This window comes from Kocuria sp. p3-SID1428 (assembly GCF_025149945.1).
In the GTDB taxonomy this organism is placed as follows: domain Bacteria; phylum Actinomycetota; class Actinomycetes; order Actinomycetales; family Micrococcaceae; genus Kocuria.
This window is the reverse complement of sequence record NZ_JALXVH010000016.1, coordinates 22,929-36,168: the sequence shown is the minus strand read 5'-3', so window position 1 is coordinate 36,168 and position 13,240 is coordinate 22,929. Positions and strand designations below refer to the sequence as shown.

The window sequence follows — 13,240 nt, the reverse complement described above, 5'->3', positions numbered from 1 at the left end:
CCGTGCCGCGTGCGGCCACCGCCGGCAGCCGCACGCACGATCGACATCAGCGAACCGCAGGAGCGCCCCCGCCGTGACCCCCTCGACCTCCGAGTACAACGCCCGCCACCTCTCGGTGCTGGAGGGCCTCGAGGCTGTGCGCAAGCGCCCCGGCATGTACATCGGCTCCACCGACGGCCGCGGGCTCATGCACTGCCTCTGGGAGATCATCGACAACTCGGTGGATGAGGCCCTGGCCGGCTACGGCCAGCAGATCACGGTGATCCTGCAAAAGGACGGCTGCGTGGAGGTCCACGACGACGGCCGCGGCGTGCCGATCGACAAGGAGCCGCGCACCGGGCTGTCCGGGGTGGAGGTCGTGTTCACCAAGCTGCATGCCGGCGGCAAGTTCGGCGGCGGGTCCTACACGGCCTCCGGCGGCCTGCACGGCGTGGGCGCCTCGGTGGTCAACGCTCTGTCCTCGCGCCTGGACGTCCAGGTGGATCGCGGCGGCAAGACCTACCAGATGTCCTTCCGCCACGGGGAGCCGGGCCGATTCGAGGACAAGGGCGCTCCGAGCCCGCGGGCGGCCTTCGAGCCGTTCGTCTCAGGATCGGAGCTCGACGTCGTCGGCAAGGCCAAGCGCGGCGTCACCGGCACCCGCGTGCGGTACTGGGCGGACCAGCAGATCTTCACCCCGGACGCGCAGTTCTCCTACCAGGAGCTGGTCCAGCGCGCCCGCACGACCGCTTTCCTGATCCCGGGGCTGCGCATCACCGTGCGCGACGAGCGGCGCCTGCCGGGCACCGCCGGCGAGCTGGGCCCCCACGAGGAGGTCTTCCAGCACGACGGCGGCATCTCCGAGTTCGCCGAGTTCCTGGCCTCGGACGAATCCGTGACCGATGTCTGGCGCTTCCAGGGCGAGGGCACCTTCACGGAGACGGTTCCCGTGCTCGATGACTCCGGGCAGTCGCGGCTGCAGGACGTCGAGCGCACGTGCGAGGTCGATGTGGCTCTGCGGTGGGGGATCGGCTACGACACCGAGATCCGCAGCTTCGTGAACATCATCGCCACGCCCAAGGGCGGAACCCACCTCAGCGGCTTCGAGCAGGCGCTGGTCAAGGTCTTCCGCAAGCAGGTCGCCGCGAATGCGCGCAAGCTCAAGGCCGGCAACGACAAGATCGAGAAGGACGACATCATGGCCGGGCTCACGGCCGTGCTGACCGTGCGCCTTGCGGAGCCGCAGTTCGAGGGCCAGACCAAGGAGGTGCTCGGCACGCCGGCGGTGCGCCAGATCGTCTCCAAGGTCGTGGAGAAGGAGCTCACGGCCGCGCTGACCTCGGGCAAGCGGGAGCAGAAGAACCAGGCCGGACAGGTCCTGGAGAAGGTCGTCGGCGAGATGAAGTCCCGGATCTCGGCGCGCCTGCACAAGGAGACCCAGCGGCGCAAGAACGCCCTGGAGACCTCGTCCATGCCGGCCAAGCTGGTCGAGTGCCGCTCGACCGACGTGCAGCGCTCCGAGGTCTTCATCGTGGAGGGCGATTCCGCGCTGGGCACCGCACGCTTGGCCCGCGATTCCGCCTATCAGGCGCTGTTCCCCATCCGCGGCAAGATCCTCAACGTCCAGAAAGCCTCGCTGCCGGACATGCTCGCCAACGCCGAGTGCGCCGCGCTCATCCAGGTCATCGGAGCGGGCTCGGGGCGCACCTTCGACCTCGACGCCGCCCGCTACGGCAAGGTCATCATGATGACGGATGCAGATGTGGACGGCGCACACATCCGCACCCTGCTGCTGACCCTGTTCTACCGCTACATGCGTCCCCTGGTGGAGGCGGGCAAGGTCTACGCCGCCGTGCCTCCGCTGCACCGCGTGGAGATCATCAACAGCGGCTCGAAGGCCAACGAGATGGTCTACACCTACTCGGAGGCCGAGCTGCATCGCCTGCTGACCCGCCTCGAATCCGAGGGCCGCTCCTACAAGGAGCCGATCCAGCGCTACAAGGGCCTGGGCGAGATGGACGCCGATCAGCTGGCCGAGACCACCATGGACATCCGCCACCGCCTGCTGCGCCGGGTGACCATGAGCCAGGCCGAGGACGCCGAGCGCGCCTTCGGGCTGCTCATGGGCTCGGAGGTGGCCCCGCGCCGCGACTTCATCATCGAAGGAGCCGCTCGACTGGACGCCGAGCAGATCGACGCCTGAGGCCTTCGGCCCGGGCTCGATGCCCATTTCGTGCAACGCCGTGCCTGCGGCAGCTCCTGCGACCTACGCTGAATCCACACCCGCCCGGCGCAGCGCAGGAGCACCCATGGACACCACCGCCGCCTCACAGGACCGCCGCCCGATCACCGTCACCGTCACGGGAGCCGCAGGGCAGATCGGCTACGCCGCGCTCTTCCGCGCCGGAGCCGGAGACCTGTTCGGTCCCCACCAGCCCGTGCGGCTGCGCCTTCTCGAGGTGCCGCAGGCGGCACGGGCGGCAGAGGGCGTGGCCATGGAGCTGTCGGACTGCGCCTTCGACCTCCTCGCCTCCGTGGACGTGTTCGACGACCCCGTCGCCGCCTTCGAGGGCAGCGAGCTCGGGCTGCTGATCGGAGCCCGGCCGCGCAGCAAGGGCATGGAGCGCGCCGATCTGCTCGAGGCCAACGCGGGGATCTTCTCCGAGCAGGGCCGGGCTATCGCCGCGGGGGCGGAGGAGAGCTTCCGGGCCGTCGTGGTGGGCAACCCGGCAAACACCAACGCGCTGATCGCGGCCTCCCACGCCCCCGAGCTGCCCGCCCAGCGCTTCACGGCGCTGACACGGCTGGATCATCTGCGGGCTCAGGCCCAGCTCGCCCTGGCCTGCGGCGGGGCGGCGCCGGACGTCGACGGCGTGGCGATCTGGGGCAATCACTCCGCGACCCAGTTCGTGGATCTCTCCCGAGCCACCGTGCTCGGCGTGCCGGCCGAGCAGGCGCTGGCCGAGCACGGACTGGGGCAGGACTGGATCGCCGAGACCTACATCCCGGCCGTGGCCCAGCGCGGCGCCGAGATCATCGAGGTGCGCGGCGGCTCCTCCGTGGGTTCCGCCGCCCACGCGCTGATCTCGCACGTCCGCCAGTGGAGCCAGGGCACGCCGGAGGGAGAATGGACCTCCATGGCGGTGGCCTCCGACGGCTCCTACGGCGTGCCGGAGGGGATCGTCAGCTCCTTCCCCGTGACCTGCTCGGACGGGCAGTGGTCCATCGCGGACGACTGGCGGATCGATGACTTCGCCCGCGAGCGCATCGATCGCTCGGTGGCTGAGCTTCTCGCCGAGCGCCAGGCGGTGGCCGACGCAGGGCTGCTGGGGCCCGGCCGCTGAGCCCACCGGCTCGGTGGCGCTGCGCCCTGCGCGCCGGGCCCGGGTTGCCAGGGATTGCCAGTGCCGCAGGGCACGAGAGGAGCTCGGCACGGCCCTGACCTGGTGCGCTGGGGCTGTGATCGACGAGACACCGCGCCGGCCCCGTCCGAGCCTCGAGGCGCTCGCGGGCGAGCCTAGACTGGAACGCGTCTGAGGCGAGGCCCGTGATCGTCCGGCGCACAGCCGGCAGGGCCCCGCGAGGAGTCGCATGGACATCGTCGAGATCGCTCGGTGGCAGTTCGGGATCACCACCGTCTACCACTTCATGATGGTTCCGCTGACGCTGGGACTGGGTGCCGTCGTCGTGTGGTTCAACCTGCGCTGGGTGCGGCTGCGCCGCCCGGAGGACCTGCGGCTGACCAAGTTCTGGGGAAAGCTCTTCCTGATCAACTTCATCATGGGCGTGGCCACGGGCCTGGTCCAGGAGTTCCAGTTCGGGATGGCGTGGTCGGAGTACTCGCGGTTCGTGGGCGATGTCTTCGGCGCGCCGCTGGCCATGGAGGGCCTGCTCGCGTTCTTCGTGGAGTCCACGTTCCTGGGGCTGTGGATCTTCGGCTGGGACCGGCTGCGTCCGGCGGTGCACGCCGCCTGTCTCACCATGGCGGTGATCGCCTCGTGGCTGTCGGCCTTCTTCATCATCGTGGCCAACTCCTGGATGCAGCACCCGGTCGGCTATCAGATCATCGACGGTCGCCCCATCCTCGATGACATCGGCGCGGTGCTGACCAACTCGACCGCCGTCGTGGCGATCATCCACACGCTGTTCGGCGCGATCGCCGTGGCCGGGTCCTTCCTGCTCGGCATCGCCTGGTACAAGCTGTGGCGTCGCCGCGCGGACGGCATCGACACCGTGGATGCCGACGGCGTCGTCGTCGTGGGGGAGCTGCCCACCGGGGGCCGCGACCGCACCGACTACACGGTGTGGTGGCGCTCCCTGCGCGTGGGGATCCTGATCGGGATCATCGGCTTCCTGGGCACCGCCTTCTCCGGTCACGCCCAGGCGCAGCTGATGATCCACCAGCAGCCGTTGAAGATGGCCTCCGCGGAGGCGGCCTGCCACGACGGCACCGCCTTCTCCGTGCTCACGATCGGCTCGCCCGGGGACACCACCTGCGACAACGCGCGTACGGTCCTGGAGCTGCCGGGGCTGCTGTCCTTCCTGGCCTACGAGGACTTCACGACCGACGTGGCGGGGCTGAACACGCTGCAGCCCGAGTACGAGCAGATGTACGGCACCAACCTGGCCGACGACGAGCTCTACGGGGACCGCGCCGGTGAGCCGATCGAGTACCAGCCGCTCATGGAGGTCACCTACTGGGGCTTCCGCCTGATGATCACCTTCGGCGGCCTCGCGGCGGCGGCCTGCGCCGGGGCCTGGTGGCTCACGCGCAAGGGCACGGTGCCGCTGTCCAAGCCGCTGATGCAGCTGGGCGTGGTGGGCATCCTGGCCCCGTTCGGCGCCAACGTGGCCGGCTGGGTCTTCACGGAGATGGGTCGCCAGCCCTTCGTCGTGGCGCCCAACCCGGACCTGCCCCTCGATCAGCGGGTCTACATGTTCACCGAGGCCGCGGTCTCGCCGAACGTCACGGCCGGGGAGCTGCTGTTCTCGCTGGGCAGCCTCCTGCTGCTCTACGGCGTGCTGATGGTCGTGGAGGTGGTGCTGATCGCCAAGTACGTGCGCACCGGAGTGGTCGCGGCCATGCCCGAGCTGGTGGAGCACGACGACCATGACGAGCACGGCGACGGCTCCCAGGACGACGTCCTGGCCTTCGCGTACTGAGGAGACGAGAGATGTTCGAGCAGTTCGCAGGACAGCCGGGCCTGGCCACGGCGTGGTTCCTCGTCATCGGGTTCTTCTGGATCGGCTACGTGGTCCTGGACGGCTTCGACCTGGGCGTGGGCATGCTCATGGGCCGGATCTTCGCCCGAGACGATCGTGAGCAGCGCGTGCTGCTCAACACCATCGGCCCGGTGTGGGACGGCAACGAGGTCTGGCTCGTGACCGCCGGGGCGGCCACCTTCGCGGCCTTCCCGCACTGGTACGCCGCCTTGTTCTCCGGGCTCTACCTGCCGATGACCCTTGCCCTGCTGGCGCTGATCCTGCGCGCCGTGTCGATCGAGTACCGCGGCAAGGGCTCCACGCAGGCGTGGTCGAGACGCTGGAACTCGGTCACCGCGTGGTCCTCGCTGGCCATCGCCTTCCTGATCGGCGCGCTGCTGAGCATCACCGCCACCGGCCTGCCGCTGAACGACAACGGCGACCGGGTGGGCGGGGTGGTCTCCTGGCTGAGCTGGCAGGCCGTGCTCGGCGGCCTGGGCATGGTCGGCTTCTGCCTCATCCACGGCCTGGCCTTCATCGCCCTGAAGACCGACGGCCCCGTGCGCCACCGCGCCGGTGCCGCCCTGGTGCGCTTCCTGCCGCTGGGCGTCGCCCCGCTGGCCGTGGTGGTGCTCGTGGTCCAGCTCGCCACCGGCACGGCCCTGTCCTGGGTCAGCACGGGCCTTGCCGTCGTGGCGGTGCTGGGCGCCTGGGCCGCCGGGATGCGCCGGCGCGAGGGCTGGAGCTTCGCGGGGATGGCCGGCTTCGGGGCCTTCGGGCTGCTGGCCGTCTTCCTGGCGATGTATCCGGCGGTGCTGCCCTCCACACTTGCCGGAGCCCCCGATCTGACGATCACCTCGGCCTCGTCCTCGCCGTACACGCTCACGGTCATGACCTGGGTGTCCGCGTTCGGCGTGCCGTTCCTGCTGGGGTATCAGAGCTGGACCTACTGGGTCTTCCGCCGCCGTCTGCGCGCCGAGCAGCTGCCCTCGGGCGGCGATCACGCGCAGCTGAGCTCCCAGCCCACCCGCGCCGGTGTCTGAGCGGGGGGCCTCGGGTCCTCCGCCGCTGGGCCCCGAGGCTCGATCGATCCTGCCGCTGCAGGGCCTGCTGAGCCTGGCCCGCACGGTGGGCATGATCGCCTTCGCCACCGGCTTGGGCGCTCTGCTGGCCCGGCTGGCCGCCGACGGCTTCGCCGCCCAGGCGGCCGCGGGCACGGACAGCCCGCAGGGCCTCGCCGAGTTCCTCGGCAGCGCGGCCGCTCACCTCGACGGCGTCCTGCCCGCCTCCTGGGTGCACGACGGGCCCTGGTGGGCCTGGCCCGCTGTCTGGCTGGCGGTGCTCGGAGCCGTGCTGCGGGCCGGCGCCCAGTGGGCAGCCTCCGCCGCCGCACGCCGGGGCGCGGCGCGTACGATCTCCCGGATCCGCTCGCAGCTGCTGCTGCGCCTGCTGGAATCCGGCCCGGGCCGCGCCGCCGCCGATGACGACGACCGCCCCGAGGACCATCCCGGTGCCGCCGCCGTGCTCGTGGCACGCGGTCTGGACGCCCTGGACGACTACTACGTCCGCGCGGTCTCGGCCATGGTCGCCACCGCGGTGGCCCCTGCCGTGCTGTGGCTGTGGATCCTGCGCCACGACGGGATCAGCGCGGCGATCATCGCCCTCACGCTGCCTCTTGTGCCCCTGTTCATGGTGCTGATCGGGCGCACCACCCAGGACCAGACCCGCCGGGCACAGGATGCGCAGCTGCGGCTGTCCCGGCACATCGTGGAGCTGGCCCGCGGTCTGCCCGTGCTCGTGGGGCTGCGCCGCGACCGCGCCCAGGCACGGGCTCTGGCTCAGCTGGACGACCAGCATCGCCGCCGCACCATGCAGACCCTGCGCTCGGCCTTCCTGTCCTCGCTGGCCCTCGAGCTGATCACGACCCTGTCCGTGGCGCTGGTGGCGGTGTTCATCGGCGTGCGGCTCGTCGATGGCAGCCTGGGCCTGGACACCGCCGTGATGGTCCTGCTGCTGGCTCCCGAGTGCTACCAGCCGCTGCGCGATGTCGGCACCGCCTACCACCAGTCGCAGGACGGCGTGGATGCGCTGCGCCGCTCCCAGCGCCTGCTCGAGGCACCGCGCGGCCGGGCTGTGCCCGAGGCCGCGGAGGGGACTGCTCGGCTGGAGATCCGGGGGCTGCGGGTGCGCCACGACGGACGCCGGGAGGTCATCGGGCCCCTCGACCTGTGCGCTGAGGCAGGGCAGATCACCGCGCTGTCCGGAGCCTCGGGAAGCGGCAAGACCACGGTGCTCAGCGCCGTCGCGGGCCTGATCGCCGGGGCCTCGAGCCTGCCGGGCCGCGACGCCGCGGAGCGTGAGGACGATGGCCCGGGTGCGGGAGTGCTCAGCGGGCGGATCCTGGTGCCGGGGCCGGTGCGCCTGGTCCCGCAGTCGCCGGCCTTCATGGCCGGCACCGCCGTCGAGGAGGTCGCCCTGGCCCTGGCTCCCGGCCTCGCCGACCTGCTCCTGGTCGCCGATGAGCCGATGGCGCCGGCACGACGGCAGCAGGTGTCCGAGGAGCTCTGCGATGCCCGCGCCCGAGCCGCTGATCACCTCGCCCGCCTCGGGCTGGCGGGTCTCGAGCAGACACCGCCGGAGGCGCTCAGCGCGGGGCAGGCCCGGCGACTGGCGCTGGCGCGCACGGCGGCCTCCCTCGAGGCCCTGAGAGGCAGCGATCCCGGTACGACGCCGACCGTTCTGGTCGATGAGCCCACCGCCCACCTCGATGGCGAGGCCGCGCACCTGGCCGTCGTCTGCCTGCGCGAGATGGCTCGAGCCGGTGCCGTGGTCCTGCTGGTGAGCCACGATCGCGATCTGATCGTCTCGGCGGATCGCCGCGTGGAGCTCACCACGGGCGGGAGCGCGACGGACGGAGCGCTCAGCGCCGCCGCGGGGGTACGCCGCGAGCCCAGCACGCAGAGCGAAGCGCCGCGGCACGAGCGTGAAGAGGGGCGTGCGCACGACAGCGAGCACGAGCACCCGGCGGCCGCTGCGGCCCGCGCCCCGGCCACGGCTCCGGCTCGGGCCCGAGCGGCGGCCCCGGCAGCAGAAGGCGCCGAGGTCATGGCCGCCCCGGCGAGATCCGCAGCCGCCGAGCAGCGCCGTCGCGTGAGCCCTCTGGGCACCGTGCGCACCGTGCTGCGTCTGAGCGGGATCTCCTGGCCGCAGGCCGGTCTGAGCGCGGCGCTGGCGGTGCTGACGATCGGCTTCGGTGCCGCGCTGACCGCGCTGTCCGGCTGGCTGATCGTCCGAGCCGGGCAGCAGCCCGGGATGATGTACCTGATGCTCGCCGTGACCGGCGTGCGCTTCTTCGGACTCGGCCGAGCGGTCGTGCGCTATCTGGAGCGGCTCGTGAGCCACGACCTGGCCCTGCGGGCAGCCGGACGGATGCGCCAGAGGGCCTGGAAGGCCACCGGAGGCACAGCGCTGGGGCTTCGGGCACTGCTGAGCGGAGAGGTCTTCCTGGACCGGCTGATCACCCGCGTCGAGGACCTGCGCGATGCCCTGCCGCGCATCCTGCTGCCGGCCGCAGCGCTGGGGCCCGTCCTGCTCGGCGCGGTGCTGGTGAGCCTGCTGACGGTGCCGGAGGCCTCGGCCCCCGTGGCGATCGCGGCCGTGCTCAGCGCCCTGGCCGGGCCCACGCTGGTCCGCGGCCTGGACTCCCGCGCGCAGTCTCGTCAGGCCGCCGCCCAGTCCGCCGCCCTGCGTCTGAGCGCCCGGGCCCTGCATGCCGCCGACGATCTGCGCGTGGCCGATCTGGGCCCCGCGGTGGCTGCTGCGGTGCGCGCCCAGGACGAGCGGGGGCGACGTGCCGCGCAGCGTGCGGCCTGGGCCAGCGGGCTGAGCGAGGCCCTGGCGGTGGCGATCTGGTTCCTGGCCGCGATCGTCGTCGCGGTGCTGTCCTGGGAGACCGTGGCCTCGGGACGGGTCTCGGCCGCCACCGCGGCGATCCCCGTCCTGCTGTGCACCGCCATGGTCGAGCCGACGGCCCAGGGCTTCGAGGCCGCGCGGCAGTGGCCCCGCTTCGCCGAGCTGGTGCGCTCGGTGGAGCAGGCCCAGCGCGGCAGCGCTGAGGACCAGGCCGAGCAGCCGAGGCGGATCAGCGAATTCGAGCGGATCGATCTCGAGCAGATCAGCGCGCGCTGGCCTGGGATGGACCGCGACGCCCTCCACCGCCTCAGCGGCAGCATCCGGCCGGGACGGTGGTGGGGGATCACGGGTCCGTCGGGTGCGGGCAAGTCGACCGCGCTCGCGGTCCTGCTGGGGTTCCTGCCGCCCACCGACGGGACCCTGCGCCTCGACGGCCGCCCCACGGATCCGCAGATGCTGCGCGGGGCCTCGGCTTGGTGCCCGCAGGAGGCCACGATCTTCGACTCGTCGCTGCGCGGGAACCTGGCGCTGGCCCGGGACCGGGAGCAGGCACCCTCCGGGCACGAGATGCTCGCCGCGCTGCAGCGGGTGGGACTCGGGCAGTTCGCGGCTTCGCTGCCCGACGGCCTGGACACCCGTGTGGGCGCCGGCGGTCAGCGGCTCTCCGGCGGTCAGCGCCAGCGCCTTGCGGTGGCCCGGGCGATGCTCACCCGCGCCCCGGTCCTGCTGCTCGATGAGCCCACAGCCCACCTGGACGCCCCGACTGCCGAGCAGGTCATGGCCGCTCTGCACGAGGGCCAGCACGCCGGCGCCCAGGACGGCGCGGTGCAGCAGGATCGGCAGGCGGTCGTCGTGATCTCGCACCGCCCCGAGGACGTGCGGCGCTGCGAGGACCTCACGCGCCTGGGCTGAAGGGACGAGCGCGCCACGCACCTGAGCCCGTCGCGGTGCGCGGGACGACGGCGGCCTGGACGCTGGGGCCTTCAGAGCCTCCGGGCGCGCAGGAAGTCGTGATGCAGCTGCGTGCCGAGCTGGAAGGAGGCCGTGCCCACCCGGACCAGCCCCAGGCGCTCGTAGAACGCGTTGGCCCGCTGGTTCTGGTCGTTGACCTGCAGCCACAGCACGTCGGCTCCGATCTGGCGGCCGGTCTGCAGGCACTGCTCCATCAGGGCGTCCGAGGCCCCGGTGCCGCGGGCCTGCGGCAGCAGGTAGAACTTGGAGAGGAACAGCCCTCGCCCGGTGAGGATCTCCTGCCCGGGATCGATCCCCTCGCCCTGGGGCAGGGGGCGGTCGAGCAGCAGCAGGGCGTAGCCGATCGCCTCGCCGTCGCGGCGCGCGATCAGCACGCGGCTGGCGGGGGAGTCGAGGTGGCCCCGGAAGGCCGCCTCGGACAGGCTCGTGGCCACGAATTCCTCGATCGAGGCGGGATCGGCCTCCGGGGGAGTCGCGTGCACGAAGGTTTGCCGCGCGATCTCGTGCAGCACGGCAGCATCCTGCAGCTGAGCCCGCTCGATCACCGCTTCAGTGGATCCGGCAGCGCTCATCGGGGCTCGCCGTCCGCGGCGGAATCGGAGTCCGAGCCCGCGGCCGGGGCGCTCGAGACCACCGGGGACCATGCCGGGCCGATCGCATCCGGCAGCTGCTCGACGCCCGCCCCGGAGCCGTCGCGCCGGCCGAACTCGGTGGGCAGTCTGCGGGCCACGCCCGCGGCCGAGACCGCCTTGGCGGGACCGTGCCCGGCCCAGGCGAGCACGAGGCCGGTCTCGCCGCTCAGCAGCCGCTGGCAGCGCACGCCGGCGGTCGCCCGGCCCTTGGACGGGTATTCAGACAGGGCAGTGACCTTCACGGAGTAGCCGCCCATCTCGGGCAGCGCCTCGGAGGAACGGGCGTAGGTGACCACCTGGGCATCGGGATCCTGGGAGGCCACGGGGCCGAAGAACAGCACGGTGTCGTCCTCGGCGAGCTTGATGCCCGCCACGCCTCCGGCGGTGCGGCCCTGAGCGCGGACCAGCTCGGCGGAGAACGTCAGCAGCTTGGCCTGGGCGGTGATGAACACGAGCTGCGCGGTCTCGGGAGCCGGGCCCATGCCGATGACCTCGTCGCCGTCCTTGAGGCTGATGACCTCCCAGTCGTCGCGGTTCAGCGGGTGATCCGGGTTCAGCCGCTTGACCACGCCCTGACGGGTGCCCATGGCCACGACCTCGTTCAGCGGCGCGAGTCCGATCAGCCGCTCGCCCTTGGCCAGGGACAGGAACTCCTTGGCCGCGGTGCCCTCCTCGAGCCGGGGGGCACCGTCGTAGGAGCTCAGCGCCGGCAGGTCCACGACGGGCACGCGAAGCATCCGCCCCCTGGAGGTCACGGCGCCGATCTCCCCCCGGGCGGAGGTCGCCACCACGGAGCTCAGGGCGTCGTGCTTGAGCCGGCGCCCCGGCTCGGCCAGCGGCGTGCGGTCCTCGGTGCGCGCCATGCGCCCGGTGCTCGAGAGGAAGACCCAGCAGGGGTCGTCGGCGATCTCCAGGGTTGGCCCGGCCGCTGCCCGGGCGGCGGGGGCGGCCGCCAGTGCGGGAACCTCATCGGCCTCCAGCAGGCGAGTGCGACGGTCGTCGCCGAGCAGCTCGGCGACCGCGGCGAGCTCGCCGGAGACCACCTCGCGCAGCCGGTCCTCGGAGGCCAGGATGGCCTCGAGCTCGGCGATCTCCGCCTCCAGCTGCTCCTTCTCGCGCTCGAGCTCGATCCGGGAGAACTTCGTGAGCTGGCGCAGCCGCAGCTCGAGGATGTGATCGGCCTGCAGCTGCGTGAGATCGAAGATCGTCATGAGGCGCTCGCGGGCCTCGGCGGTGCGATCGGAGCTGCGGATGATCTGGATGACCTCGTCGATGTCCACGATCGCGATCAGCAGGCCCTCGACCAGGTGCAGCCGGTCGCGGCGCTTGCCCAGGCGGTGGGCGGTGCGTCGGCGCACGACCGTGAGCCGGTGCTGGTTGTAGACCCCCAGCATCTCGAGCAGCCCCAGAGTCCGGGGGCGGCCGTCGACCAGGGCCACGTTGTTGATGCCGAAGGACTCTTCGAGCGGCGTGTGCTTGTACAGCGCCGCGAGCACCGCCTGCGGGTTGAAGCCGTTCTTGATCTCGATGACCAGGTTCAGCCCGTTGGCCCGGTCGGTCAGATCGACCACATCGGAGATGCCGGTGAGCTTCTTGGACTGCACCGCGGTCTTGATCCGGTCGATGACCTTCTCCGGGCCGACCATGTAGGGCAGCTCGGTGACCACGATGCCCTGCTTGCGGGCGGTGACCTGCTCGATCGAGACCGTGGCCCGCGTCTTGAAGGAGCCGCGGCCGGTGCGGTAGGCATCGCGGATCCCGTCGAGGCCCACGATCTGCCCGCCGGAGGGAAGATCCGGTCCGGGCAGGTGCTCCATGACGTCCTCGAGGGAGGCCTGGGGGTGCTCGAGCAGGTGCCGCGCCGCGGAGATGGCCTCGCGCAGGTTGTGCGGGGCCATGTTGGTGGCCATGCCCACCGCGATGCCGGTGGTCCCGTTGACCAGCAGGTTCGGGTAGGCCGCCGGCAGCACGGAGGGCTGCATGAACTGGTTGTCGTAGTTCGGCACGAAGTCGACGACGTCCTCGCCGAGATCCGCCGTCAGCTGCAGGGCGGCCGGGGCCAGCCTGGCCTCGGTGTAGCGCGAGGCGGCGGGGCCGTCGTCGAGCGAGCCGAAGTTGCCGTGCCCGTCCACCAGCGGCACGCGCTGGGCGAAGGGCAGGGCCATGCGCACCATGGCGTCGTAGATCGCGGAGTCGCCGTGGGGGTGCAGCTTGCCCATGACCTCGCCGACCACGCGCGCCGACTTCACATGGCCGCGATCCGGGCGCAGGCCCATCTCGTCCATCATGTAGAGGATGCGCCGCTGGACGGGCTTGAGGCCGTCGCGGGCGTCGGGCAGGGCCCGGGAGTAGATCACGGAGTAGGAGTACTCGAGGAACGAGTCCTCCATCTCGCGCGTGACGTCGATGTCGACGACATTGCCCTGGAAGTCCGCGGGCAGCTCGTCGAGCGCCGAGGTCCGGGCCTTGCTCCTGCGTGGGGCCATGGGGTGGTGCTTCTCCTCAACCGCGGGACGGCGCCGCGTCGACTCGCGCTCAGTGCG

General features: G+C 71.9%; 7 protein-coding genes. 5 read left to right on the top strand and 2 right to left on the bottom strand.

All coding sequences use genetic code 11. The features are described from left to right. Positions 1-73: 73 nt before the first annotated feature. The 5 genes from M3E84_RS05285 (at position 74) to cydC (ending at position 10,005) form a co-directional block, all read left to right on the top strand. Positions 74-2,182, top strand: a complete 2,109-nt coding sequence (locus tag M3E84_RS05285) for a type IIA DNA topoisomerase subunit B (protein ID WP_259895066.1) — start codon at positions 74-76, stop codon at positions 2,180-2,182. A gap of 106 nt (positions 2,183-2,288) precedes the next feature. Then, a complete protein-coding gene (locus M3E84_RS05280; protein ID WP_259895064.1) occupies positions 2,289-3,323 on the top strand; it encodes a malate dehydrogenase in 1,035 nt (344 codons plus the stop codon). A 247-nt stretch (positions 3,324-3,570) separates the two neighbouring features. Next, the gene (locus M3E84_RS05275; RefSeq protein ID WP_259895062.1) at positions 3,571-5,142 is read left to right on the top strand and encodes a cytochrome ubiquinol oxidase subunit I; all 1,572 of its coding nucleotides are present in this window, start codon (positions 3,571-3,573) and stop codon (positions 5,140-5,142) included. 11 nt (positions 5,143-5,153) lie between these two features. Continuing rightward, positions 5,154-6,224, top strand: coding sequence for a cytochrome d ubiquinol oxidase subunit II (cydB, locus tag M3E84_RS05270; protein WP_259895060.1), 1,071 nt, complete (start codon positions 5,154-5,156; stop codon positions 6,222-6,224). Further along, positions 6,217-10,005 (top strand): thiol reductant ABC exporter subunit CydC, encoded by a 3,789-nt coding sequence (cydC, locus tag M3E84_RS05265; protein WP_259895058.1) that lies wholly within the window; start codon positions 6,217-6,219, stop codon positions 10,003-10,005. Before cydB ends, cydC begins: the two co-directional genes overlap by 8 nt. A 71-nt stretch (positions 10,006-10,076) precedes the next feature. Here cydC and M3E84_RS05260 read toward each other — a convergent pair whose 3' ends face one another. Continuing rightward, positions 10,077-10,637 carry a GNAT family N-acetyltransferase gene (locus tag M3E84_RS05260; protein ID WP_259895056.1) on the bottom strand — a complete coding sequence of 187 codons (561 nt, stop codon included), beginning with the start codon at positions 10,635-10,637 and terminating at the stop codon, positions 10,077-10,079. Continuing rightward, positions 10,634-13,183 carry a DNA topoisomerase (ATP-hydrolyzing) subunit A gene (locus M3E84_RS05255; protein WP_259895055.1) on the bottom strand — a complete coding sequence of 850 codons (2,550 nt, stop codon included), beginning with the start codon at positions 13,181-13,183 and terminating at the stop codon, positions 10,634-10,636. Before M3E84_RS05255 ends, M3E84_RS05260 begins: the two co-directional genes overlap by 4 nt. Positions 13,184-13,240 lie beyond the last annotated feature (57 nt).

Bases quoted from the DNA above. Each gene is read 5' to 3' on its own strand.
- M3E84_RS05260 (WP_259895056.1), bottom strand. From the start codon at position 10,637: ATGAGCGCTGCCGGATCCACTGAAGCGGTGATCGAGCGGGCTCAGCTG.
- M3E84_RS05255 (WP_259895055.1), bottom strand. From the start codon at position 13,183: ATGGCCCCACGCAGGAGCAAGGCCCGGACCTCGGCGCTCGACGAGCTG.
- cydB (WP_259895060.1), top strand. From the start codon at position 5,154: ATGTTCGAGCAGTTCGCAGGACAGCCGGGCCTGGCCACGGCGTGGTTC.
- M3E84_RS05280 (WP_259895064.1), top strand. From the start codon at position 2,289: ATGGACACCACCGCCGCCTCACAGGACCGCCGCCCGATCACCGTCACC.
- M3E84_RS05275 (WP_259895062.1), top strand. From the start codon at position 3,571: ATGGACATCGTCGAGATCGCTCGGTGGCAGTTCGGGATCACCACCGTC.